We start from the raw sequence: 24,625 nt of genomic DNA on the forward strand, positions 1-24,625 counted from the left end.
GCTTGGCCCCTCCCGCGGCCGGACTTTCACCGGCTAGAGATTGCGCGCTTTGCTGGGCACGCTGCTTCCGAAGTGAGCTTTCCTGCGGAAAGCTTTCAGGCGGACGCTATCGCTCCTACAGCTCCAAAATTCCCCTCCGTCACTTTTCCCTGTCTGTCTATTTTCGGACTTAGCCCTCCACCCAGTTCCGCTCATACAAGCGGCGGGAGGGTGTATGTTCCGTAGGCTCTGTGTACAGGTTCGTCGCGGTTACAAGCGCAGACATCTTGTCCAGGAAGACTGCCTTCGGCAGCTCCTGGCCGAGAATCGCCTCGTAGACCTGCTGCAGCTCCGCCAGGGTGAACCGCTCAGGCATTAAATGCAGCACAATTCCGTTTCTCTCCGTCTCCTGGCGCAGCCGTTCCATGGCATAAGCAAGGATCTTGGCATGATCAAAAGCCAGTCCGGCGTTCGACAAGACGGCGTATTGCACCGACCGCGCCGCCGGAGTAGCCGTCACCGTCTGTTCGATTACCGCTGTCAGCTCCTCCCCTGCGGCCTCCAGCCGAAGCTCGTAGGTACGGGTGCGGATGCAGCCCGGCTGCAGCAGCTTCTTATGATCCTGCTGCAGCCGGTAAGTTACCTTGAACCAAGCGGCTGCTTCCGCATCATCCCCGGCCTCTAATTGAATGCGGCGGCTGTCGGCCAGCGCCAGGTAGCTGCTGCTGATCACCCAGGTACGGGGATCGCGCCCGGGGTCGCTGAAGGTGCGCAGCTGCTCCAGATAGACACCGGCTACGCCGGTCTCCTCCTCCAGCTCGCGTGCGGCCGCCTGATCCGTAGTCTCATCCGGCTGGACGAAGCCGCCCGGAAGCGCCCACTTGCCCAGGCAAGGGTGCCCGCCTCTGCGGATCAGCAGGAGGCGCAGCTCCTTCCCCGCGGCCTCAGGTTCCTGGTCTACTGTATCCATGACGGTGAAGATCACCATATCTGCCGCCACGGAGGGCCGCTCATAATCACCGGCCCGGTACTGCTCCAGGAACTCACGCTCGGTCAGTCCGTTACGGTCTCTCAATTCCAGTTCCATCGGCTCCGCCTCCTTCTATCTCTGGTTCCAATTGCACCAGCTCTCCGAAATAGTTCCCATACGGCTTGAACGAAGCAAGCACCCGGTCCACCTTGGCCATCCGCTCTTCGAGCGTGCCCCTCAGCGGAATATAGGGAATCCGCCGCTCCTTCAGATCCCCGATAATCTGCTGGTGGAACACATGCCGCTTCTGGTCCCCGCTGCGGTCCCAGGTATCGTCATACGGGATATCATCCCCGCACAGGAAGAACAGATCATAGCGCTGCGCGTTCTCCAGGGCCAGCCGGGCCAGCAGCTCCGGCGCCTTCCCGTGGTAATCCAGCGCATACATATAAGTGGTAATCGCATTCGTATCGACGAAGAAATACCTGTTGGCATCACGCAGTGCCTGCTCTTCCCGCTCCAGATGTCCCACTGCAATCTCATCGAACGCCTCCAGCCCGATCCGCCGGTCCACCTGATGCTCCGCCCAGTAATCCCGCCCGTATTCACTGGCGAAGGATGTGCCATACCTGCGGGCAAGCGCTTCGGTGATGGTCGACTTCCCGGTAGACATCGCTCCTACGAAGACGACCTTCGTAATTAAATCGCGGTAGACAATATCGCTGACAAAATTACGGTATTGGTAGGGGTCCGAGCGGACCATCGTGGCCGATACAGGCACCTGCACCCGCGCCTCATCTACCCGCCGGTCAATAGCTCCTAGTGCCAGACTCATATGCGCTCCATAGAACTCGCTGGAGTAGAAGTGGGTCACCTGCTCGCCGTTCAGCAGCCCGAGAATATACTGCTCCTCCCGGATCTCATGCTCGCGGTCATCCGAGTATCCGTCCGGGCCGTCCCAGGCCTCGATGACCCGGACCGCCGGATAGAGCGTGCGAATCCAGTTAGCCCTAACCTGTAGCGGAACCGGAGACACCTTGGTCTCATAGATGACCACAATCAGCTCATCTACCTCCTGCAGCGCTGTCTCGATCATGAACTGGTGCCCTTTATGCAGCGGTGCGAACTTCCCGAGGGTTAATCCGAGTGTCTTCATGCCAGTGCCTCCTTCGCCCCTTTATTCCAGTTGTAGTAGCCGTAGCCTGCGTTCAGCAGATAAGCGCTCCACATCACGATCATCAGCAGGCCCTCCCCGCTGCCTTCGAGGGTACGGATCACCCAGAGCAGCACAGTGAACATATTCAGTACAATATAGACCAGCCACTGCTCCTTGAAACGACGCACCGTCAGGAAGGTCGCTACTACAGATAACACCGTAGTCATGGCGTCAATATAAGGTGAATTCTGCTCCGGAATGAACGATAAGCTATAGCCCAGCAGCAGCGCCCCTGCAATGCAGATCACAAGGATCAGCACTACACCCCCCGCTTTCATCTGGCGCATCGCCAGCTTGCCGCCCTGCATATTCCTGCTCCACATATAGAACCCTATAATATTCATCGGCACGAAGAACAGCAGATTCAGCATGACCTCGCCGAACAACCCGTTAATATAGGCCAGGTAGGCGTATCCGAAAGTATTATACATCCCGAACCCGTAGCTCGCCAGCTTCCCCTTCGCCGTCAGCACCACGCACAGCACCCCGGTGATGAAGACCGTGAACCCGAAGAGCGAATCCTTAGACAGCACCGTGAAAACAACTGCAATCAGCGTAAATATCATCAGCCAGGCGAGTTCAAACCCGCTCCAGTTGCCCATCACCTTCTTCATGCTCATCCCTCCACCAACTTATTAACTATTTGATAATTACAATTTGTTAATATCAAGATAACAGAATATTTGACAGGACGCAAGCAGTAATTTGCAAAAACATGGGATATGGGCTTTCGGCTCCTGTTCCCGCTCATTCTGTCGACAGGCTCAATGGCTGTACGTTACAATATAAAGAATCTTTACACACCATAGATCAGCACAGAAAGGGAGGACTGCCATGAAGATCAAACAATTGAAGCTGAGCACCAATCACTTGGAGGATATGAAGACATTCTATTCTGAAGTCCTCCAGATGCCGGTTATTCAGGAGAGCAATACATCGTTTGCGGTGAGTGCGGGCGAGAGCATAATCTCTTTTGAAAATAATCCCCGGCACGTATTCTATCACTATGCCTTCTATGTAGATGAGCTGCACTTCAGCAGAGTCCTGGATACCATTCAGGCTCATAGCCCCCTGTTACAGGATGAAGAGGGCCAGACGGAATTCTTCTCCGGGCTCTGGCAGCGCAAGCAGTTCTATTTCCGCGACCCGCAAGGCAATATTCTGGAGATCCTGCCCTCAGATGAGAGGTCTGCGAAGGCGGACGGCTGGATTCGGGTACAGGAGATCGGCCTGCCGGTTGAACATATCGATGATCTTCAGACGCGGATACACATGATTAAGGACGAAATGGCAAGAGCCTCGGAGACTATAGCGTTCTATGGCAATGAATACGGCGTATTTGTGCTCGTCCAGGAAGGCAGAGCCTGGTTCCCGACCGAGGATGCGGCTATCGCCTCCCCCGTGGAAGTCATCATTGAGCACGACCATGCGCTTGAGGTAGAGTACCGGAATATTAGGATTACGGCGGTGTAGAAAAGCTATTAATGCATGCTCCGTGAAATCATTCTAATAGATCAGGCAGGTGAGACTATTGAGCCGCAGGACACGAATCTTCCTTGGCATGACCATTATACTGATGCTTGCGGCGGCAGGCTTCATCACCCGGTACGACCCCTCCCAGGCGAAATACGAGATTTTCAGGGAGTACCGCGGACAGTTTGATGCTGTGAAGTCGGAAACCCTGCTGCTGATGGACAGCCTGGACGAACGGAGCAATATCGGGAATACCTTTATCTATTCCAACAATGGTAATGCCGCTGCTCCCCAGCTCCATGAGAGCATGAATACAGGCCTGCAGGACAAGATCCGGCAGCTTGCCTCATGGTCCAGGGACAGCCTGGACTTCGTGCGCTACAGCAGACAGGACGGGAAGCCGCTCCTCCGGTTCATCTTCGACTGGGAAAGAGAGCATGGCCCCACCTACCATATCGTGTACTGCACCAGTCAGAGCATGGTTGAGCAGACCTATGCAGCAGAGCCTGTGAAGTATAAGCTGAACTCGCTCGCCGACGGCTGGTACGGGATTGAGATCGAGTAGGTACCGCCCTAACAAGTGAAGAATACTGGTGCCTTCTCTCACCGGCCACTTGTAAAGAGCAGCATTGTTGCACATTTTGCAGGATTCCTTAATAAAAGATACTGGCTGAAGTACAATGTTGCATGATTTGCACAAATTCCGTTGGTTATAGCAAGTTAGCGCTGGATTTGTTGCATTTTGTGCACGATTTCAGGCATAGACTGCTTTTAATGGGCAGCATTGTTGCATTTTCTGCAGGATTTCTCTAGAAATGTTACTGGCTGTGGCTCCAACTTATCCTCAACATGAACTAAATAAAAGAAGGGGTGTCCCACGCCATGCAATGGCTGAGACACCCCTCTTTTTATAAGCCGACAGGTTACCCGCTCTGCTCACACCACATATTCAGCCATAATCTGCTCAATGTGGTAGGGAGTGACACCTTGGTCCACCGAGAACACGGTATCCGCTTCTTGTGGCGACGCGGCCAGATCCTCCCCCCGGGCCTTGGCATGCAGCGTGAACAGATCATACAGATCAGGCTTCTTCAAGGAGGTCATCGCCTTCCCGATGATCACCATCCCCTTCTGGTTCGCCTCCACATTATTGGGATAGAACGGGTCTCTGGTCAGAGACAGGTCTGTCCAGATGACGGTGCGCTCCACCAGATCGAGTATGACCGGAACAGCCAATTGGGTGTCTGCTGTAACATCAATCTTGTTCGCCACCGTCGCCGGCTCATAGATTTCACCGGACCCGGGCTTCTTCCGCATCATCCAGCCCGTGAAGCATTCCGGCAGATTGCAATACGGCTGACCTGTAAATGAATGGAGCGTAGCCACCACATACCGGCCGCCGTACTCAACGATAGAGGGAATATGCAGGTCAATGAACTCGCTGGCCCCGTAGGGCGCCGTTACTATATCGCCGCTATGAACTGCACGATATTGCGCCGAGCGCAGGTTCGTATAAGAGATATGCTCCATATACCGCCAGTTCTCGTCGTACATCACCGCAGACAGGTCAATATCCACACGCCCTGTAGGGGTACCATCCATCTTCCCTTCCTTCCACCAGCAGAAGAAACGGACCGTGTTCCCTTCCGCCATTGGTATCCGGCTTCCCCGCACCAGCGTATGCAGTGCTTTGCTGGCTGACCGCTGAGAGAACGGCACGAGATAGTTCTTCAGGCGCTCATCCACATATACCTTTCCCAGAGACGGCTGGGCCGCAAACCGCGCCACCAGTGTCTGCTCGCAGAGGTCCACCATATCCCGGCAGTCTTCTTCACTGATCTCCGGCAGGGTGTTAGGGGTAGCCCAGGCTTTGGCGACATTCCCTTTAGGGAAAAACACTCTCAGCTCCGGCAGCTCCCGCTGGTGCGCGAAGTAGTTCTTCACCTGCAGCAGCACCGGGGTGGATACCTGATCTGCCACTTCTCTGAAGGCCATCACGACGTACTCCGGCTCGCGGGTCATCCGCAGCAGCTTCGCCAGGCGGCGTGCGAATTCCCCCGGGCGCTGCGCCAGCAGGTCCAGTGCCGTCCAGAGCTGCTGGTACTGAAGGGCAAGCTCTACACTTCCGTTGAAGGTTGTGAACGCCTTTTTATTACGCAAGATAGCAAAAGCTTCCTCTGAGCGCACATACCGCTGCTTGTATTCCGAAGGATGTAGGATTTCGCCAAGGCGAATCCAGCGCTCCCGGTACCGCAGCATATCCTCGGTGATTGTCTGGCACCGCTCCAGGAGCCCCAGCAGCAGCCGGCGCTCACGCCGCTTGAACTTGCGGAAGCGGGTAGGCAGGGCCAGAGAGACATCGCCGTCCGACCAGGCCACCGCCAGCCGCAGGACATCGGTCGCTGTTGTGAAATAAGGGCTTATTCTGGCCACATCCGCCTTCTCATGCTTAAGCAGCGAAGCGGCCACGAAGCCGGCATTCTCCTTGAACGGAATCTCCGCCGGCAGCAGCTCATCCAGCTCTGCCGTGGGTGTATTTGCAATAACGGCATCAATATCCTTCTGATCCTCTGCCGAGATGGAGCCCCTGGCCTCGATAAGCTGACGGATCATGGTCCGGAACTCCGTGAGGCTGCCCAAGTCAATTACCTTCAGCGTTACCTGGTCCTGAAGCGGTTCTTTCTGTATAGGCTTATCGTAAGGCACTTCCCAGGTATAGTAATGGTTCATTGCATAGAAATACAGCTCGGCCTCATCCTCCTGCATCACCTGTTCCGGGAACCCCGGAAACAACGGAGCATAATTCACATGCGCGCCGACCATCCGTTTCACATCTGCAATCATTGGATAGTACAACTGCTCGAAGGCCTCGCGGGGCAGCTTCTGGACCGCCCGGAACAAGGCAGGCGACAACGTGTACCCCAGCCCCTGGAGATTGCGGAGGGCTGCGGCCAAGTACCCTTTCGGAAGCCGTTTCGCATCAGCCGTGTCAGCAGAGTATTTCACCATCATTTTGCCTGCTCTTCGCAGGTAGATTCTATTCATGTTCATAGTCATAGTACAGTGTCCAGGAGAGCTGTATCCCTACACGGTTTAAGGTTTCCATAGGTTAGAAGGAAGGAATACAATAGCCTGGACGCCTCCTCTCAAGTTAAACATCCTTCAGGAGAGCTGCGCCCTAATTCATCCAATTGAGTAGAAGGAAGGACTGCAATAGCCTGAAGATCTCCCGGCGATCAAGCAGCCGTTTGATGGCTCTATCTTCGCACACGGTCCGGCAGGCCAACAGGGCGAAAGTATTACGACATAGGGAAAATTTAACTTTTGCCTACCCCACCACCCGCTCCGCCGTAGATTTTTATTTCCCGGAAGCTCGTGTTATCATTGTACAGTAAGTCAAATTTGAAGGATTAGGAGGGTACCTGATGAAAAAGAGATCGATTCGATATCTGTCTGCCGGAATCGGGTATTCGACTGCTGTTTTCTTTTAGAATCCATGTGGACGGGACAGGTCTGTCCAATTTTAAGAGATACTACAAAAACAGCGAATTCAAAAGGAGATTTACATGATGAGCCTAAACAATAATGTCATTCAGAGATATAATCCGGAGAATATAGCGAAGCCGGTCGGAAGCTACAGCCACGTCACCAAAATCAGCCGGGATGCTGAAATGTACGTCTTCTCCGGCCAAATCGGTATCGGTCAGAACAATCAGATCCCTGCAGATTTCAACCAACAGGTTACGAACACGATGAGCAATATTGTGGACATCCTGTCCTCACAGCAGCTCACACCGGACCATGTCATCAAAATCAACATCTGGGCCACCGAAGAGATCGACTGGGACCATTTCTATTCCATCTGGAACGAAGTGTTTGGCCCTACGCCTCCCTCCATGACGGTTGCCTACATCCAAGGATTAGGGCTGCCTGAACTCAAAATCGAGCTGGATGTGTGGGCCGCAGGATAGAGGATAGCATAATTTAAAACACCCAAAACAAGCTTTAAAGGCTGGTTTTGGGTGTTTTTTTATAAAATATCTGTCACTGCACCCTTAGATGCAGAGGAGACTAATCTTGCATACTTGGCCAGTACGCCAGAATTCACTTTTAGCGGTGGTTGTACCCATGCCCCAGCCCTGGCAGCCAGCTCCTCTTCTGTCACGTTAAAGTTAATCTGCTGCGTTTCGCTGTTGATAGTGACGATATCTCCGCTTCTGAGTAGCGCGATCGGTCCGCCTACCTGCGCTTCCGGTGAGACATGGCCAACAACGAATCCGTGCGAGCCCCCTGAGAATCTTCCATCTGTAATCAGGGCCACTTCCCCGCCAAGACCCTTACCTACAATCAGTGCGGTAACAGATAGCATCTCCGGCATGCCTGGACCGCCCTTTGGACCGCAATAACGGATAACCAGTACATCACCTTTTTGGATTTCATTTCTTAAAATCGCTTCCGTTGCGGCCTCCTCGCTGTCATACACCTTGGCCGGACCGTCAAACCGGAGCTTCTTCATGCCTGACATCTTGGCTACGGCGCCTTCAGGGGCAAGGTTACCTCTAAGTACAACCAGTGGCCCATTTGGCTTCAGCGGCTGTGTCAATGGACGGATAATCTTCTGATCGTCTCTAAGCGGTGCTGCTTCCGCCAGATTCTCTGCCAAAGTCTTACCTGTGACCGTCAGGCAATCACCGTGAAGAAGTCCCTCAGCGAGCAATAACTTCATCACGCCGGGAATACCGCCAATTTCGCTCAAATCCTGCATTACATATTGTCCGCTTGGCTTCAGATCTGCCAAATGAGGAACACGCAGGCGTATCTTCTCAAAATCATCCAAGGTTAAATCTACGCCTACCGAATGCGCAATAGCGAGCAAATGCAGGAACGCGTTGGTTGAACCTCCAAGAGCCATCACGACCGTAATTGCGTTCTCAAACGCTTTTTTGGTCATGATGTCTTTCGGGTAAATCTCCTGTTCCAGCAGTGCTATGACTTGTCTTCCCGCCGCAGCACATTCTGCTGCTTTATCCGGCGCAACGGCTGCCGTAGAGGATGAACCCGGAAGGCTCATGCCCATCGCTTCCGCCGCAGCAGCCATGGTGTTGGCAGTGTACATACCTCCGCAGGAGCCAGGACCCGGGCAGACGCTGCACTCCACCTTATGGAGCTGCTCATCGGTTATTTTTCCCTCATGATATTGACCTACCGCTTCGAAGGCCGTTACAATATCGACGTCTTTGCCGTCGAGCTTTCCGGGTAGAATCGTTCCGCCGTATACGTAGACGGAAGGGATGTTCAGCCGCCCGATCGCCATCAGACAGGCAGGCGTGTTCTTGTCGCAGCCACCGATGGCTACCAGGCCGTCAAAGCGCTCAGCTCCGGTCACAATCTCAATAGAATCCGCGATGGCTTCCCTGCTTGGCAGTGAGAACAGCATGCCTCCATGCCCCATGGAAATACCGTCTGATACAGTAATCGTATTGAAAATCAGCGGAGCCCCGCCATGGTCAAGCGCCCCTTGTTTGGCTTGAACCGCCAATTCATTGATATGCATATTGCATGGGGTGACCTCACTCCAGGTGCTGGCTACACCAATCATCGGTTTTTTGAAATCCTCATCTGTGAAACCAACCGCACGCAGCATCGCTCTGTTCGGCACCCGGTTGACACCCTCGCTGATTACCTTACTGCGAATACGAAGATCCTTTCCGTTCTCCAATTGTCCCCACTCCTGTCTGTTTAGAGTAATCCGTGCAGCTCCTGCATCGGACGGATGAAATTCTGCCTCATCATGGCCTGTGCTTGGTCAGAATCATTCTTCTCGAACGCTGCAATAATTAAACCATGCTCATCGACTGAAGCTTGTGTCTCCGTAATCGGCTGCTCTAAGAACACATATTTAAAGCGGCGGATATGGATCTGAAGGGATGCGCTGAATGAAGCAACATAGGGATTATCAGCCAGCTCAACAATCAGGTTGTGGAACTGTTCATCCGCCTCCATGGCCTGGTAAGCTTGCCCGCTATTAATGGCACTGGCAAATTCCAGATTAAGCGCCCGCAGCTGCTCGATTTGTTCCGGAATAATGATTTTTGCGGTGGTTTCAGCCGCCAGAGCCTGAAGAGCCGCCATCGTTGAATACATCTTGAAGATGTCGTCCTTCTCAATTTCCTTCACCTTGGTTTCTTTACCGGGATGAGTGGATACGAGCCCTTGTACTTCGAGCAGCTGAAAGGCTTCCCGGATCGGTGTGCGGCTTACGGCAAGCGATTCAGCCAATTCGGCGTCAATCAGTTTTTCACCGGGCTGCAGTGTACCGTCGATAATCCATCGCTGAATTTGGGAGAAGGCTCTCTCTTTAGCGGACATCCGTGCAGGTGAGACATAATTTTTGGGTACTGGCATAGTTATCTTCCTCACTTCTTCATTTCCTTATATGCAATATATCGCATACATATATTTAAATCAATAAGATTCATCTTGCTGTTCAATAAAATCGTTTCACTTCTTCCCGTATTCGTGACATAACGGCGCTTGGGATAGCTCAGACCACACGCCTGCGCACCAGCCAATGTATGCTGTTTTTCGTCCCCACAATATAAGGGGCTGTCCCTTTTGGGACAGCCCCTCTTCATAATTGCCTAAAAAATCATTCCCCCACCGTCTTCTTCACCGCACTCTTCTCGTACACCACCGGATAACTCTCGCTGCCCAGCAGGATCCGCTTCCCCTGGAACTCATTATAGATGTTCAGACGGACGGTTCCGCCGTTGATGGCCTTGTACGCCCGATTGTTCAGCGTGAAGGACAAGGTGTCGGATATTCCGGCACCTGTAAGCTCTGCCTCCAGAGGCAGAAGCTTCTCCGCAGGCTGCCCGAACGGATCAATCAGCTCTGCCACGAGCTTGTGCTCATTCGCTCCTGCTGCGTACAGCGCACTGCGGGTTAAGCGGTAGCTCAGCTTCGCCTCGATCGACTCCCGGTCCTCTGACATCGTGGCTGTGGCCTGGGTCACGGACAGCGAGAACGGGAACAGCTCCAGCTTCTTAAGCGACGGCAGCGGGGCGGGATTCGCGATGTTAAGTGCCAGGCCCGCAGTCTGAATATAGGCAGTCGGCGACGCCCCTGGTGCCGTCAGCTTGCCGTCCGCGATCCCTTCCCCGAGATAGAGGGTCAGCTCTGAAGCGTTAATCTCCAGCGGAAGCTTGCTCCAGACGGTGACGAGACTTTGCTCCTTGGCATTCAGAGACGCCTCGGATTGGCTGATCACGGCCTCGAAGTACTGATGATCCGGCGTTCTGTAATAGCCCACGAGCTGCGCAGGCTGAGTTCTCCGCAGTTCCTCATTGGTCATCAGCAGCTCCGTGTAGATCAGCTTGGAATCTGTACCCGGATAGATGCGGGTCTGCCGCTCCAGAACCTCTGCCTTCTTGCCGGTCAGCCTAATTTGAAGCGGCTCTCCGGCAGCCACAGTGCTCAGGGTATTGTCCACCTGGCTGGTGAACAGTGTCAGGAAGTTAGCCTTGGCTTCTCCCGAAGCATATTGCAGAATAATCTTCAGCTTCGTCAGATTATAGGAATAGGGAAGGTGCCCTGCAACATACAGCACCGCCGTCTCCTGCGGGGCCAAATGGGTGACGGAGCCGTCCATTACGATCTGCGCGCTGCCGCTAATGTCCTTATCCCCCGCCTTCAGCAGTGCTGTAAGCGCCGGGAGCTGCACCGTGGTCTCACCTGTATTGCGCAGGCTCAGCTTGGCCACCACCTGATCCTGGTCCGACCACGGCAGACGGTCCACCGCTTCTAGCTTGACGACGAAGGTGCCCAGAGGGTTCTGCACAGGATACTCTGTGGCCAGCAGATGGTCCGGCTGCAAGGAGTACGGAATCTGGAAAATAGCCGCCGGCAGCGCAACCCGGTTCTCTTCAGCAGGCTCGGTCATGTGCAGCCGGAGCACTCCCTGATTGAGCTTCAGGGGCAGCTCTGCACTGAGCTCCACCGTCCGTTCTTCCAGCGGCTTCAAGGTAAGGCCCGTAAGGGCTGTATTACTGACCGGGTAACCATAGCCTTCGGCAGTGGTTAGACGAAGCGGGTAGGCCGGCAGCGTTACCGCCTCATCCCCCATGTTCCGTACACGGAATTTCAGGCTCCACTTCGCCAGATTGTCCTCCGAATACACCGCCGCACTGGCTAGTTGGGTCTCAATCGTGCTGTTATTGACCTTGAGCCGCTTCACAGCGTTCACGGGTACATTCAGGTCAGGCGTCTCTGCTGCGGGCAGCTTATATTCGGCAACCGGCAGCTTTATTTGCAGGGTACTGTCCTCCTGGACGAACCGCAGCGACATATTGTCCAGCTTCGTGTAGGAAGGAATGTCTGCAAGGTAATACAGGGTTCTTTGCTCCTTGGGCTGAACCTTAGCATCGCTCTTGTCCGGGATCAGTTCAAACACCGAACCCCCCGGGGATACCAGATATCCCTTCAGACCGGTATCTGTAAGCACCTTAGCCCCCGAGTTGGTGAAGCTGACCCCAACCTTGGCATACACTTTCCCGTCCACTTTATAGATGTGCAGACCTTCTGCCTTGACGCTCACCGGCAGCCCTCCCAGCACCAGCTGCCTGCTCTGGCCCCTTGCGGTCACCGTAGAGTAGGAGCCGGGAATCGTGAACGTTCCCAGCTTCTTCTGGTAATTCGCCTGGCTGAAGTCCCAGCCGTACAGGGCGATGCGGACGCCGTTAATCTTGGCAGCCTTGCCCGCATTAACGTAATACGTCACCCGCTGGCTGCCCCCTGCCGGAATGGACTTGACCGCAGCACTGCCTGTCACCGGCTTGCCTTGAATCACAGCGCCGCTTGAAGTGGTGACCTTGGAGAAATAATCAATCAGGCTGACACTATTGCCGGTCCCGTTGTAATATTGCAAGGTATACGTCAGGATATTTCCGCCCTCCTGAGGTAACAGGGCAGCTTCTGTCAGCTTCACGCTCACGCCCCGTTTCAGCGAAACCGAGCCCAGCCCTTCCAGCTTGGACACGGCGGCCGAAGCCGCTGCTCCCGTTGCAGGCTCTGCTGCGGCTGCATACGCTCCGAAGGCCAGCGACTGGCTGAGAACGGCCAGAGTGACCATGAGGACCGCCTGTTTCCTGGTAGAGTAACCCATATACTCTCCTCCCTCTATTCATTCAATTGCTATTCATTCAAACGCTATTCCTTCAAATACGTATTCGCCTTATTCTGAATCAGCTTCGCCACCTCATCCGCCGTCTTCTGGCCGCTGAAGAACGCGAGCGACTCCCCGCCGACAATCGAGATCATCTGGCCGTCCAGCATCGCGAAATTATCCGCTGTATCCATCATCTCCTGGAATTCCCCGAAATCCCCGTCAGGCACCTTCGCGGTCTGACCATCAGGAAGCTTATACGTCCCGTTCTTCACCTGCTCCCGGATCTCACTTAACTGCTTCTGGTTCACCGGGCGCAGCAGGGAGAAGCCTTCTCTGCCCGGCAGGGACTGCGCTTCCTCTGACAGCAGGTACTCTATAACCTTCCAGGCCTCGGCGGCTACCGGAGTTTTGGCCTGGATCGCGTACTGGGTCATCGGGATAATCCTCATGCTGCCTTTGGTTCCGTTATGCGGCTTATGCAGCAGCTTCGGATTCGTAAACAGGGTATACGGGATGTTGACGAAATCGGCTGGTGTCTGAAGTGCCACCGAATAGAACAACTGGCTCCCGGCTTCCGCAGGCTTCGAGGTCATCACCTGATCGTCATACATCTCTTTAATCTGCCGCATCATGCTCTTGAAGGCAGGGGAATCGAACTTGGCCTTCCGGGCGGTACTGTCCACGAACAGGTTGTAGCTGTCCACTACCATCTCCTGAAGGAGCATATCCGGCGGAGTATCCGGGATCGCGTACCGGCGTCCGGCGCCCGCCTTCTCCTCAGCCTGAATCAGGGATTTGGAGATGGCACTGAATTCCTGCCAGGTCCAGGTCTTATCATTGAACTCCACGTTCTTCAGTGCATCCCCGTCTCCAAGGAACGCTCTCAGATAATAGCCGCCGGGAATAACATAGGTGCCGCCGTTAAGCTTCAGCGCATCCAGCACATTGCTGGCCAGATCATCCTTGTTCAGTGTCTTTGTCTGCTTCAGGTAATCCTCCATATTGAGCAGCAGCTTCTGGTTCACATATTCACTGACAGGCAGGCTGCTGGTTTCATAGATATCGGCCCCTTTGCCCGAGAGCAGCGCGGTGCCGGCTGTTTTCTGATACTTCTCATAATCCTGCGCCTCAAGCTGCTCGCCAATGCCCTTGTACGCCTGCACCTGCAGATCAATATCCGGATAGGCCAGCTCGAACTTCTGCTCTAGTGCGCGGTAGAATTCACTGTCCTGCTGAACCGATAACGTAACAACCGTCTTTCCTCCAGTGTCTGGAGCCTCCGCGCCGCCCTTCTCATTACTGCAAGCAGCCATAACCGTAGTACAAGCCAGGCATAACGCCAGCCAGCCCATTCTCTTCTTCGCCTTCATTGATCCATTCCTCCTGTAATCATCCGTATATTATGCAGGGTAAGCCCCGCTACTGCAGACGCACACGATTCCCGTCCTGTAAGGGCTCGCTGCTCTCCAGAATAATCATCTCATCCTCATATAAGCTATCCGTCTCAATGAGGCTCTCGGCACCATTCGTCCGGCTGGACCGGATCTGAACCTCACGGGCGACAAAAGCATTCCCGAGCGCCCCCCGCTGCTCCTCGATCTTGTACACAAAGCTGCGCCCGCCCACCTGATGAATCGCCTGATTCGGGACGACCAGCCCCTCCTGGAGGGAGAGCTTCTTCAGCCTGACCTGAACCTGCTCACCCCCCTTAAGCGAGGCATCCTTCAGCTTAACCAGGACCTCTCTCCGCGAAATGTCTCCCGCCTTGCTGTCCTCCCCGCCCGATAGGCTGTCCGTAAGTGCCTGAGCATTCTTAATCTCCGCCACCTTGCCCGGGATGGAGCGGGCCGGCTGCCCCTCTGATGCCACAATCTCCACCTCAAGCGGCTCTCCCACAGAGACGCCAAGGCCGGTTAACAGCTCCGCATCCGCCGTGAAGTCAAACTGTACTCCCTGGCTGCTGCTGGTCAGGATGACCTCCGGCTCGCCCGCAGACAGCATCCCTTCCATCGCATTCAGCTTGGTTACAATCCCGTCGAACGGGGCCTTAAGCTGCTGTTCGCGGGCCAGCCGTTCCCTCATTCCGGCGATGATGCCCGCCTGTCTGGCCTGCTCCAGCTTGCCCGCTTCGATGTCCCGTCTGGCTTTGCGGATCTGCAGCTCATCCCCCTCCATGTAGGTCTGAATGAACTGATCCTGGAGCGTCTGCTGCTCAATCTTCTGCTTCTCCAGCAGCGACACCGCGTCCTCCACCTCCCGTTCAGCCGGCCCGCTGTCATAGAGGAGCAGGGTCTGTCCCTTCTTCACCCGCTCCCCCTCCTGCACAAGGAACTGCCGCACCTTCCAGCCGCTGGCGTTCAGCAGCTTCGCTTCACTTACAGGGCGCAGCATGCCGCCCGCCTCCAGCGTTAATTCCAGCCTCCGGTTCACCGGCTCCACTGTCGTCACCTTGGGCAAGGTCAGAGACTCTAGCGTATTGCTGAAAAAGGTGAAGAAGAGCAGCACGCCAAGCAGCAGAAGAGCTGCTGTGCGGATTTTTTTTTGCCGCCTGCCGTGTGCGGACAGTTCTGTACTCTCCATATCCGTTGTTCTCCTCCTACTCCAAGTTCCTTGCCTGCCGGCCTTAGCCCTTGATCCCAGACAGTTGAATCCCCTCTATGAAGTACGTCTCCGCATACAGAAAGAGCAGCACCATCGGGGCCATATACAGGGCAGAGGCGGCAAACGCCAGGCCCCTCTCGCTGCTGACATTCGATAAATAGACGGACAAGGGCTGCCTCAGCGGATCATCCAGGAAAATAAGCGGCTGCTCCACCATATTCCAGTAATCGGCGAATAACAGAATCGTGAGTGCGGCCAGACCCGGCTGAACCATCGGCACAATAATCGTGCAGAAAATCCGCCAGTGCCCCGCCCCGTCCATCTTGGCCGCTTCGATATAGGCATAAGGGATATCCTGCATGAACTGCCTGAGCATGAATACGCCGAATGCCGCAAAAATCCCGGGCAGAATAATCGCCCCTGAACTATTCAGCAAGCCCAGCCGGTCTGCCATGATGTAATTGGGTACCAGCGTCACCTGGAAGGGCATAAGCATCGTCAGAACATAGATCAGGAACAGCAATTCCCGTCCCCGGAACCTCAGCTTGGAGAACGCATAGGCGGCAAGTGCAGCTACCAGCGTCTGCCCGGCGATAATCGGCACCACCAGGAACAGCGAATTCCAGAACATCGACAGATACAGCGGGCTGTCCAGCAGCACCTTGCCGTACTGCTCCAGGGAGACCTGATCGGGCAGCCATTTGAGGTTGGCGAACGGATCGCTCCGGCCTGGAATAACGTTGTTCATCTGCCCGACCGGGCCGTAATTGACCGCGATCTCGCGGGTGCTCATGAAGGAGTTGACGATGGTAACCCCGACCGGGAATAACAGCAGCAGGGCGAATGCGCCCAGAATCGCGGTTAACGCCAGCTTCTGTATGACCTTGCGAACCGACAAGAGCAAGAGTGAACACCTCCCTATTCCATAAACCGCCGGTAGCGGCGTTCCACTCCGAACAGCCCGAGCACAATGATCAGAATGGCGCCAACCATCAGGGTGGACGCAGCCGACATTTTCTGAATATCGAGCGAGAGGAACATATTGTTCATATAGTGCTGCAGCATATAGATGCTGTCATGCGGGTAAGGTCCGGCGATCAGATACGTCTCCCGGAAGACCTTGAACGAATTAATAATCGACATCAGTGTCACAAAAAAAGTGGTAGACGTTAAATACACCAGCGTAATGCTGCGGAACTGTCTAAGCCGGCCTGCCCCTTCAATCCGGGCGGTTTCGTAATAATCCTTCGGAATCTGCTGTAGCCCTGCGAGGAACAGGATCACGTTGTACCCGATATTTTTCCATACATACATCACCAGAATGACATTGCGCGCAGCCTCTGACTTCATCCAATCGATACGGGTCCAGCCGAAGCCGCTCAGCCAGGCATTCAACGCGCCGTTCCAGTCGAACACAATCTGCCAGACCAGAACGATGGAGGCGACAGGCACGACCAGCGGGAGTACATAGGCAGTCCTCAGCCATTGCCGGGCATACAGTTTCTGGTTCAGCAGCAGCGCTACGCCCAGCGACAGCACAAGCAGCAGCGGAACACTGATCAGACTGAAGGTGAACGTATTGGCTGCCGCCTTCCGGAAGGACTCGCCTGCAATCAGCTCCCGGTAATGATGCAGCCCGACACTGTAGCCGCCGCTTGCCGTGCGGTCCGCGAAGGAATTGAACACGCCCATACCGAACGGAATCAGGTAGAATAGTGCAAAGCCCGCCACACTCGGGGCGAGAAATAACCAGGCGATGGATGAATCCCTGCGGGCCCAATTTTTCATGCGTTTCCCTCCCTGTCCTCAAGAATAAGCTCAACTTTTTAAGAAGAAGTCGGGTAAAGATTAAATCTTTCTTAAATTCACGGCTCCTGCACAGTAAAAAACCGCGAAAAGAGACCTCGCACCTCTCTCTTCGCGGCTGCTTCACTGCAAGCACAGCTTGCTCACTTCATCTGCTGTATATCCATTACCTTATCTCTGAACCGGTACGTTACGGCAACATTCTCTATGATCTCCGTATCCCGGTAGGACAGGGAGGCCTCGAACGCTAACGTATCGTTGTCCTTCCAGGCCAACTGGTCCACATAGCTGTAATTCTCATGATCCGCGCGGACCCAGAGCTCCAGCTTCTGCTGCGCACCAAATTTCATTCTGGCTGATTCAACAAGCTCAGGGCTGTTCATGCCCTCCTCGACATTCATGATCTGCACGTATTCACTTTTGTTCGAGCGGGTCACCACCGCCAGCAGCTTCCGGTCCGGGGACGGGAGAAGCTCCTTAATGTACATCGAAGGGGCGGCGAAGCTGAAATACGGCTCCAGCACATCGTCCTTGATCCGCCACAGCACATTCTGGGTGCCATAATCCGAGTAATTGTTGAATAAGGCGAATAGGATGCTCCCGTCAGCCATTTTGTGGAGATAGGGGCTGCGGTAGCTTTTGGACAACACATCGGTGGCAAAAGCCGCCGACTCCGCAATCCGCGGAGAATCGTCCGTCAGGAACGGCTGCAGCTTCTCCAGCGCCAGCTCACGCGCCTGCGGATCATTGAAGCTCTCCACCAGCCGGTTCACTGCGATGTAGACATGTTCATCGTTGCCGCTGGATAACGCCTGCAGGAATTTGTCCGTCTCATACTGCGCACGGGGAGCCAGCTCCAGATCCTCCGCAGTCAGGTAACGGATGTAAGGCTCTGCCGCTTTATTCTTCGTGTATTCCGTAGCGAGCAGCGCGGTAGCCGTTGAACTGTAGACGATCAGGCACGCGACCAGTGCGATCCATTTTTTGGAGAACCGGCCTCTCCAGCTCCGGCCCCTGCTCCTTACTCCGCTATGTTCAGCCGCTTCAATCAGCGCCTCATCGATCTGCCCGATCTCCCGGTATAGCTCTTCCCGTCTCATAGCCGTACGCCCCCCTGCTCCAGATGTACTCTAAGCTTCTGTCTGACCCGGAATAAGCGGGACTTCACCTGGCTGCTGCTCAGCCTGAACCGCCCCGCAAGTTCCTTTACCGAATCCGAATACCAATACCGCCTCACAAAAAGCTGCCGCGCCTCCTCCTCCAGCCCGTACAGGAATTCGTTGATTAACCGCGCGGTTTCACCGGCGGCAACCTCGGTCTCCACCGTCTCTGCTGCGGGCAGACAGTCCTCCAGCTCCTCCAGAATCACCTCAAGCTGACGGCTCCGCTTCTTGGCCGTGTTATACCCATACTTGTCGAGCGCGATATTGCGGGTGATCCGCCCCAGGAATACCTGCAGCCTGCGGGGCTGGTTAGGCGGAATAGCATTCCACGCGGCCAGATAGGTGTCGTTCTCACACTCTTCGGTATCGGAGGGGCTGGCGACAATATTCCTGGCGATCGCCCGGCAATACGCCCCGTATTTGCTCCGGGTCTCTGCGATGGCCTGCTGTGAGCGCTGCAAGTATAGCTGAATGATTCCCTGATCTTCCATCTGCTAGTTTCTCCTTTGGTATCCTCTTATCTATATAGTAGAGAATTCCGGGGGCCGGTTGCACATATACGCTAATCTTTTTTAACGCAAAAAAATCCTGGCGCATAAGCATCACTGCTTACACACCAGGATAGGGATAGTAATCTCTGTGTTAACCGAGGACCGGCGGGTTCGGCTCAGTGGTGCTGTCATCCTCCGCGTCTGCCGGTTTCGGAATTACCTTAATGTCCACAATCAGAGTATCCGTCAGCTCCGTATCGGTCCAGGCTGTGCCGTCCCAGATCTGCTTGCGGTAGATGACGGTTATCTGGTAATCACCTGCAGCAGATGGGGCATATTCAGCCTGATAGACCTCATCCGTCACGGTGAAGACGCCCGTCATGCCTTCCTCCGTGGAGCTCCAGGCTTCAGGATAATACCGTTCATCTCCAGGGACGTCAGGCGCTACGCTCTGGTTATGGCCTTCAGCTGTCAGGGTAAGTGTCTCCCCCGCTGCCGGGCTGCCCGGGCTAATGCTGAGCCGGTTGCCTAGAGGCGTAACCGCTTCATACACATCAAGGGTTACCGTCTTAAGCGTACTTGCCGTCACCTTCTGTATGCCGGTAACGCGGACGTTATCGAACACCGCATTCTGGGAGGTTGTCCGGAAGCCGATTTTCCCTGCAGTTAATTCCGTTTGCGGGTTCGTCCACTCAAGCTTCAACTGGCCGTCCACAAAGCCTAGAATTCTGTTCCCTTTGATCACCGCCTTCAGCGTATACCACTGGCCCGCAGCCGCATCGGCGAAGAGGGTGCTGGACACGGGGGTCAGCGTTCCGTTTACCGCCTTGAACAGCTCCAGCTTCTTGTCGTTGACATTAATCCGGTACATGTAATAGTTGCTGGCGTCCTGCACCCGGAAGAGAATGCCGGCATTGGCATTGGTGATGGGAACCTTCACCTTGGCTTCCATAGCAATATCTTGCCATGAACTCCCGGCTGTAATGAGCGCGGTTGAATTTCCTTTCGTCTGGATCAAGGCTCTCGTACTGCCGTCCGTGGTTACACTCCAGGTTCCGCTGGCAGCCGTCCAGCCTGCCGTATCGCCATCCTCAAAGTTATCCGTGAACCGGACAGAATTAGGATTCGCATCAATCGGGGTCTCATCCACATCTGTAACCTGAATCGTGAAGCTCTTCTCCAGAGACAGGCCATTGGCGTCAATGCTCTTCACCCGGATGCTGTAGCTGCTCTTCGCTTCGTAATCCGGCGTGGTGCGGAGGATCAGCTTGTCTCCCTGCGGGGCAATGGAGAAGCTGCTGTTATCGGCGTCACCTTGCCCGGACACCAGTGCGTAAGTAAAGGTCTGGTTCGCATCCGGATGGGCAGTAGTGAAGGTGCCCACTACACCGCCTGGAGTAGTCAGCTCCGGCACCTGGGTAGCGCTGAGAGTGATATCCGTGGGCGGATTATGAATGGCGGTCACCTTGGCATCATCATACCAGACCCCGGCTGAGGTGGTGCGGAAGCCGATTCCGCCCGAGGTTAATTCATTGGCCGGATTGGTCCATGTCGTCTTCAGCACTCCATCCACATACCCTTTGATGGTATTGCCCTGGACCGTCGCCTTAAGGGTATACCATTGGTTTTTGACAGGCACAAACGAGGTATTCGCGACCTGCGTCAACGTTCCGGCTACAGCCTTGTAGAGCTGCAGCTGGCTTGTATTGGCATCGATCCGGTACATATAGAAGTTGTTCTGATCCTGCACCCGGAAGACAATGCCCGCGTTCTCGCTTCCATTAATGAGAGGCAGTCTGGCTCTGGCTTCATACGTGTAATCCGTCCAGGCTGCACCGGCCTTGGCGGTGATCAGGGCCGCCATAGTCTGGCTGGTGGACAGCACCCGGTTCCCTGTCCGATCGGTTACCGCCCAGCTGGCTGCACCTGAAGCTACGGTCCAATCCGGGAGCAGCCCGGAGCTGAAGTGATCGCTGAACCAGGCCTGATCCGTATTCGCGAAGACAACCCCGCTTACATTCTCGTTCTTGATGCTTACCTTCAGGTCACTGAGATTCTTCGCCAGCGTTCCTTTGACCACTACATTTTCAAAAGTCACCCCGTTCACCATCCCGCCTCTGGTAGGATTGCCCTGAATAGGGGAATCTCCTCCCGTCTGTCGGACATTGATGTTCCGGAGAATGACATTGCTTACATCACCGGCTGTACTGGTGGAGACCCGCAGCCAGTAATTGCCGAACTGGTTGATGCCTACCCGTTCAATATCAATATTCTCGAAGGTCACATCCTGGGCCCAGCCTTCGACCGGGAGCGGATTCTCTGTATAGGCATGATCCACCAGCAGCGCCCGCGCGCTTTGATAGACATACGAATTGCGGATGGTGACGCCAATCTGCGGCGTGCATATGCCCATGCCCAGCTTGAAGGCAGCGCAGCGCGTCCAGGCGAAGCAGTCCTCGAACACCACATTCTCCAGATGCTCGATCGCTCCCGGCCAGTCCTTGGACATTCCTTTTTGCGGCCAGGTCTTGGTCGAGAAGGTATCGTCATCCGAGATGGCAAGGGCATGCTTCACCAGCACGTTCTGGCTCTCATTAATATCGATGGCATCATCCTCAAGCGTAAATAAATCCTGGTATCCCTTATAGTTGGTGATAGTCACGTTATCGGAGCGGACCACCAGGAACGCCCAGAAGCCGCCGTCCCGCAGGGTTAACCCGTCGAACTTGAAGTTGCTGGTCGCCATCGGCACCACCAGGTTATTGATGAATCCTTCTCCCTGCTTATGGGTTGCAGGCGGGTTAGTCATCTTGCGTTTGCGCATCTCTATCCCTTTGCCGTCGATCGTTCCGCGCCCGCGCATGGTGATATTCACGGAATTAGTAGCGGTGCGGATAAAATAGGTTCCGTCCGAGATCGAATCCTTGCGGAAGTCATTCCGGTAGTCCTCACCCCGGCCTGTGCCGACGATGACTGCACCACCGGCCAGGTAGAAGGTAACATTGCTTTTGAGGGTCAGGTTGCTGCTCTTGTACACGCCAGCCGGAATGTAGACGATACCGCCTCCAGCCTGATTGGCAGCATCAATCGCCTGCTGGATGGCGCCCGAGGTGATCGTTGCCCCCGTCTTGTCTGCGTTGTATGGAGCAGCGGTTACATTGTAGATTCCGGGGCCGGAGGATGCGGGGATGTCTGTCTCCAGCGGATCGGCGGCGATTACGAGTCTTTTCCGGCGCTTGTCCGGGTCCTTCTCATTCGGGTCTTCGTTCGCAGGCGCATTAATATCCACGATCACATAGGTAGAGGCCGACAGAGTGAAGGTCAGCTTGTTGCCGTTGACTGTTCCCGTGATGTTCTTGGCCAGCGGGCTGATCGAATATGAGGTAATCGGCTGGTCTGCCGTCACCTCAAGGCTAATGGTTCCTTCAAAGGAGAACTGGGCGTAATCATAATCGGGTAAATACTTGACGACGGGGACCGTCTCATTGTTCACCTTCAACGAATAGACAGAAGACGGAGTATAGATAGACGGCATCGGGTAATTCTGAATGGTTGCCGGGCCAGCGGCGGTCACCTGCGGCACCGGTTCCGTTCCCGGTTCCGGTTCAGCCGCACCGGCGGTCTGCGGCGGGATGAATCCCGTGAATGCGACGGCAAGCACCAGCAGCAATCTCATGACTTTGCGAGTAAGCATAAATACCTCCTCCAGATCGATTTGGCTCCAGGCAACCGCTTACAATTCCCAGCAGGATACATAGAGTCATTCCCTACTATAATCCCGGGCCAAAAAGAAAGGAGGGTGGCAAACCCACTCTCCAGGGACACAATTATACTGTTCTGCACCATCTGCTAACTTTAGATGTAATGCATTAGATGATTTAGATGAATGCTTCGAAACGCCCCGCCGCATTCACCGTCGCCGTCCGGGGATCCGTCTGGCCAATTCCCTTGAGGAAGCCCTTCCACTCCGTCCTCATAGGCGGAGCCTGAACATTCTGGAGGGCTGTGCTTACGTCGGTTGCAGTGCTGCTGCCGGCTTTGCGCGCGAGCTGAACCTCCAGCAGCCGGATTTGCCGCTGCAGCTGCTCCCGGCGGTAGGGCACGGCCTCGCTGCTCTGCCCCGCATTCACCCTATCCAGCTCCAGCACCAGCCGGTCCCGCTGCTTCTCCAGGGAACTGACATCGCTCTGTGTGCCGCCGTAGGCCATGATGACCTGTACCGGACTGATTCCTGATACACTCTGTCCTATCATGATCCATCCCTCCAGTCAGTGGCTCCTGCCGCAATCCGGATGATTGTACGTGTAACGTTGCCGTACCCGGGTTGCCGTAGCTCCAGTTATAGCTTCTATATTTGTCTATTACCCCGCTCCTTCCGGTATGACTACAACGTAACCGCCGGATGAATCTAAAATCTATCAAAAAATCCCAAAAGACAATTTACATAATATGCTAAATATGGTATCCTCATTGTGGATGCGCTTACATGATATGCCTTGAGAGGAGGACTCCGCTTCATAGAGGGACCTAAGAGGACGGATGAAACAGGCTTCACCCATTTTATTCAGACTAAGGAGGATATGTGTAATGAAGAAGATTATGACCCGTATTGCTGCACTGGCTCTGACGGCAGCGCTGATGCTGCCCGCTATGTCCTTTGCTTCGCCGGTAGCCGAAGAGCAGGATCTGAGCCTCTCTGCGGATGCCGCCGCTGCGGCAGTAACCAGCACCATCACGCCTGCCCCGCAAGGCTATGCATCGTACCGCAATAATATTCCGCACGGCAACGTTCAGCAGATCTCCTACTACTCAACGACAGTAGGCAAGACCCGGAACGCAATGGTCTACACCCCTCCAGGCTATAATCCTTCCAAGACCTATAACGTTCTCTACCTGCTGCACGGCATCGGCGGCGACCAGTACGAGTGGCTGAACGGCATGAATCCGCGCAATATCCTGGACAACCTGTATTCCGAGAATAAGCTTGAACCGATGATCGTGGTGTTCCCGAACGGCCGCGCGATGGCGGATGACCGTCCGATCGGCGATATTTATGCGCCGGACAAGGTAGCTGCCTTCGAGCGGTTTGAATTCGACCTGATTAATGATCTCATTCCTTATGTCGATTCCCACTTCCCGGTATACAAAAACAAGCAAAACCGCGCCCTGGCCGGCTTATCGATGGGCGGCGGGCAGACGCTGAACTTCGGACTCAAGCATCTGGACAAGTTCTCCTGGATCGGCGCGTTCTCATCGGCCCCGAATACGAAGCCGGCCTCCCAGCTGATCACTAATCCGGCGCAGACGGCCAGCCAGCTGAAGCTGCTCTGGCTCTCCTGCGGCGCTTCGGACGGTCTCCTGTATATCAGCCAGAACTTCCATAACAGCCTGAACAGCATGAACGTCCCGCATCTGTGGTATCTGGATGTCGGCGGACATGAAGGCAAGGTCTGGAGCAGCGGACTGTACCAGTTCTCGCAGCGGATCTTCAAGTAATCCCGGTCATAGCCTGCCCTCCCCCGATCCGTTAAGGTTGGGGGAGGGCATTTTGTTGTGACGAGGCCCGGGGGCTGCGCTCAAGCACAATATAGTCGGTTTTTCGATTACATTTAGCTCGCGTGCCCACCCAACGCCGAATGTGGTCGGTTTTTCGATTACATTTAGCTCGCGTGCCTACGCGACGCCCAATGTGGTCGGTTTTTCGATTACATTCTCCACAGCCCCCTAAAGAAGTTGGAGTCCTCCCCCACAAAAATGTAG

General features: G+C 54.8%; 19 protein-coding genes. 4 read left to right on the forward strand and 15 right to left on the reverse strand.

Annotated elements, in window-relative coordinates:
• Window positions 1-169 precede the first annotated feature (169 nt).
• The 3 genes from K1558_RS32050 to pnuC are packed head-to-tail and all read right to left on the reverse strand — an operon-like array spanning window position 170 to window position 2,779.
• Complete coding sequence (locus K1558_RS32050; protein ID WP_238656107.1) at window positions 170-1,060, reverse strand: NUDIX domain-containing protein; 891 nt, start codon at window positions 1,058-1,060, stop codon at window positions 170-172.
• A complete protein-coding gene (locus tag K1558_RS32055; RefSeq protein WP_238656077.1) occupies window positions 1,041-2,105 on the reverse strand; it encodes an AAA family ATPase in 1,065 nt (354 codons plus the stop codon). The genes K1558_RS32050 and K1558_RS32055 overlap by 20 nt, the downstream gene beginning before the upstream one ends.
• Window positions 2,102-2,779, reverse strand: a complete 678-nt coding sequence (gene pnuC, locus K1558_RS32060) for a nicotinamide riboside transporter PnuC (protein ID WP_238656079.1) — start codon at window positions 2,777-2,779, stop codon at window positions 2,102-2,104. The genes K1558_RS32055 and pnuC overlap by 4 nt, the downstream gene beginning before the upstream one ends.
• Window positions 2,780-2,999: 220 nt before the next feature.
• Here pnuC and K1558_RS32065 point away from each other — a divergent pair, with 220 nt between their 5' ends.
• Both K1558_RS32065 and K1558_RS32070 read left to right on the forward strand, forming a co-directional pair.
• Window positions 3,000-3,638 carry a VOC family protein gene (locus K1558_RS32065; protein WP_238656081.1) on the forward strand — a complete coding sequence of 213 codons (639 nt, stop codon included), beginning with the start codon at window positions 3,000-3,002 and terminating at the stop codon, window positions 3,636-3,638.
• A gap of 58 nt (window positions 3,639-3,696) precedes the next feature.
• Window positions 3,697-4,203: a hypothetical protein gene (locus K1558_RS32070; protein ID WP_238656083.1), complete on the forward strand. Its 507-nt coding sequence runs from the start codon at window positions 3,697-3,699 to the stop codon at window positions 4,201-4,203.
• Window positions 4,204-4,574: 371 nt separating this feature from the next.
• On the opposite strand, the gene K1558_RS32075 is transcribed toward K1558_RS32070, so the two are convergent.
• Window positions 4,575-6,689, reverse strand: a complete 2,115-nt coding sequence (locus tag K1558_RS32075; protein WP_238656109.1) for a TerD family protein — start codon at window positions 6,687-6,689, stop codon at window positions 4,575-4,577.
• A 515-nt stretch (window positions 6,690-7,204) separates the two neighbouring features.
• Between K1558_RS32075 and K1558_RS32080 the strand changes: the two genes are divergently transcribed.
• On the forward strand, window positions 7,205-7,609 hold the full coding sequence (locus tag K1558_RS32080) for a RidA family protein (protein WP_420800497.1): 405 nt from the start codon (window positions 7,205-7,207) through the stop codon (window positions 7,607-7,609).
• Between the two features lie 59 nt (window positions 7,610-7,668).
• Here the strand turns inward: K1558_RS32080 and ilvD are convergent, their stop codons facing one another.
• The 11 genes from ilvD to K1558_RS32135 form a co-directional block, all read right to left on the reverse strand.
• Window positions 7,669-9,357, reverse strand: a complete 1,689-nt coding sequence (ilvD, locus tag K1558_RS32085) for a dihydroxy-acid dehydratase (RefSeq protein ID WP_238656085.1) — start codon at window positions 9,355-9,357, stop codon at window positions 7,669-7,671.
• A gap of 20 nt (window positions 9,358-9,377) precedes the next feature.
• Complete coding sequence (locus tag K1558_RS32090) at window positions 9,378-10,043, reverse strand: GntR family transcriptional regulator (protein ID WP_238656087.1); 666 nt, start codon at window positions 10,041-10,043, stop codon at window positions 9,378-9,380.
• A gap of 244 nt (window positions 10,044-10,287) precedes the next feature.
• Complete coding sequence (locus K1558_RS32095) at window positions 10,288-12,801, reverse strand: hypothetical protein (RefSeq protein ID WP_238656089.1); 2,514 nt, start codon at window positions 12,799-12,801, stop codon at window positions 10,288-10,290.
• A 44-nt stretch (window positions 12,802-12,845) separates the two neighbouring features.
• Window positions 12,846-14,174 (reverse strand): ABC transporter substrate-binding protein, encoded by a 1,329-nt coding sequence (locus K1558_RS32100; RefSeq protein ID WP_238656091.1) that lies wholly within the window; start codon window positions 14,172-14,174, stop codon window positions 12,846-12,848.
• A gap of 49 nt (window positions 14,175-14,223) precedes the next feature.
• On the reverse strand, window positions 14,224-15,384 hold the full coding sequence (locus K1558_RS32105) for an efflux RND transporter periplasmic adaptor subunit (RefSeq protein ID WP_238656093.1): 1,161 nt from the start codon (window positions 15,382-15,384) through the stop codon (window positions 14,224-14,226).
• 43 nt (window positions 15,385-15,427) lie between these two features.
• Window positions 15,428-16,303 (reverse strand): carbohydrate ABC transporter permease, encoded by an 876-nt coding sequence (locus tag K1558_RS32110; protein ID WP_238656113.1) that lies wholly within the window; start codon window positions 16,301-16,303, stop codon window positions 15,428-15,430.
• Between the two features lie 20 nt (window positions 16,304-16,323).
• Window positions 16,324-17,193 carry a carbohydrate ABC transporter permease gene (locus K1558_RS32115; protein WP_238656095.1) on the reverse strand — a complete coding sequence of 290 codons (870 nt, stop codon included), beginning with the start codon at window positions 17,191-17,193 and terminating at the stop codon, window positions 16,324-16,326.
• A 161-nt stretch (window positions 17,194-17,354) separates the two neighbouring features.
• Window positions 17,355-18,311, reverse strand: a complete 957-nt coding sequence (locus tag K1558_RS32120) for a hypothetical protein (protein ID WP_238656097.1) — start codon at window positions 18,309-18,311, stop codon at window positions 17,355-17,357.
• Entirely contained in the window at window positions 18,308-18,865 is a 558-nt protein-coding gene (locus K1558_RS32125) for an RNA polymerase sigma factor (RefSeq protein ID WP_238656099.1), read from the reverse strand. Before K1558_RS32125 ends, K1558_RS32120 begins: the two co-directional genes overlap by 4 nt.
• A 151-nt stretch (window positions 18,866-19,016) precedes the next feature.
• Window positions 19,017-22,559 (reverse strand): 3-keto-alpha-glucoside-1,2-lyase-like domain-containing protein, encoded by a 3,543-nt coding sequence (locus K1558_RS32130; protein ID WP_238656101.1) that lies wholly within the window; start codon window positions 22,557-22,559, stop codon window positions 19,017-19,019.
• Window positions 22,560-22,743: 184 nt separating this feature from the next.
• Window positions 22,744-23,118, reverse strand: coding sequence for a hypothetical protein (locus K1558_RS32135; protein WP_238656103.1), 375 nt, complete (start codon window positions 23,116-23,118; stop codon window positions 22,744-22,746).
• A 334-nt stretch (window positions 23,119-23,452) separates the two neighbouring features.
• Here K1558_RS32135 and K1558_RS32140 point away from each other — a divergent pair, with 334 nt between their 5' ends.
• Window positions 23,453-24,361: an alpha/beta hydrolase gene (locus K1558_RS32140; RefSeq protein ID WP_238656105.1), complete on the forward strand. Its 909-nt coding sequence runs from the start codon at window positions 23,453-23,455 to the stop codon at window positions 24,359-24,361.
• Window positions 24,362-24,625 lie beyond the last annotated feature (264 nt).

This window comes from Paenibacillus piscarius, assembly GCF_022234545.1.
Classification (GTDB): domain Bacteria; phylum Bacillota; class Bacilli; order Paenibacillales; family Paenibacillaceae; genus Paenibacillus_AQ; species Paenibacillus_AQ piscarius.

Excerpts from the sequence above, each read along its gene's own strand:
- K1558_RS32055 (WP_238656077.1), bottom strand. The coding sequence starts at position 2,105 with ATGAAGACACTCGGATTAACCCTCGGGAAGTTCGCACCGCTGCATAAA.
- pnuC (WP_238656079.1), bottom strand. The coding sequence starts at position 2,779 with ATGAAGAAGGTGATGGGCAACTGGAGCGGGTTTGAACTCGCCTGGCTG.
- K1558_RS32065 (WP_238656081.1), top strand. The coding sequence starts at position 3,000 with ATGAAGATCAAACAATTGAAGCTGAGCACCAATCACTTGGAGGATATG.
- K1558_RS32075 (WP_238656109.1), bottom strand. The coding sequence starts at position 6,689 with ATGAACATGAATAGAATCTACCTGCGAAGAGCAGGCAAAATGATGGTG.
- K1558_RS32080 (WP_420800497.1), top strand. The coding sequence starts at position 7,205 with ATGATGAGCCTAAACAATAATGTCATTCAGAGATATAATCCGGAGAAT.
- K1558_RS32090 (WP_238656087.1), bottom strand. The coding sequence starts at position 10,043 with ATGCCAGTACCCAAAAATTATGTCTCACCTGCACGGATGTCCGCTAAA.
- K1558_RS32095 (WP_238656089.1), bottom strand. The coding sequence starts at position 12,801 with ATGGGTTACTCTACCAGGAAACAGGCGGTCCTCATGGTCACTCTGGCC.
- K1558_RS32100 (WP_238656091.1), bottom strand. The coding sequence starts at position 14,174 with ATGAAGGCGAAGAAGAGAATGGGCTGGCTGGCGTTATGCCTGGCTTGT.
- K1558_RS32105 (WP_238656093.1), bottom strand. The coding sequence starts at position 15,384 with ATGGAGAGTACAGAACTGTCCGCACACGGCAGGCGGCAAAAAAAAATC.
- K1558_RS32115 (WP_238656095.1), bottom strand. The coding sequence starts at position 17,193 with ATGAAAAATTGGGCCCGCAGGGATTCATCCATCGCCTGGTTATTTCTC.
- K1558_RS32120 (WP_238656097.1), bottom strand. The coding sequence starts at position 18,311 with ATGAGACGGGAAGAGCTATACCGGGAGATCGGGCAGATCGATGAGGCG.
- K1558_RS32125 (WP_238656099.1), bottom strand. The coding sequence starts at position 18,865 with ATGGAAGATCAGGGAATCATTCAGCTATACTTGCAGCGCTCACAGCAG.
- K1558_RS32130 (WP_238656101.1), bottom strand. The coding sequence starts at position 22,559 with ATGCTTACTCGCAAAGTCATGAGATTGCTGCTGGTGCTTGCCGTCGCA.
- K1558_RS32135 (WP_238656103.1), bottom strand. The coding sequence starts at position 23,118 with ATGATAGGACAGAGTGTATCAGGAATCAGTCCGGTACAGGTCATCATG.
- K1558_RS32140 (WP_238656105.1), top strand. The coding sequence starts at position 23,453 with ATGAAGAAGATTATGACCCGTATTGCTGCACTGGCTCTGACGGCAGCG.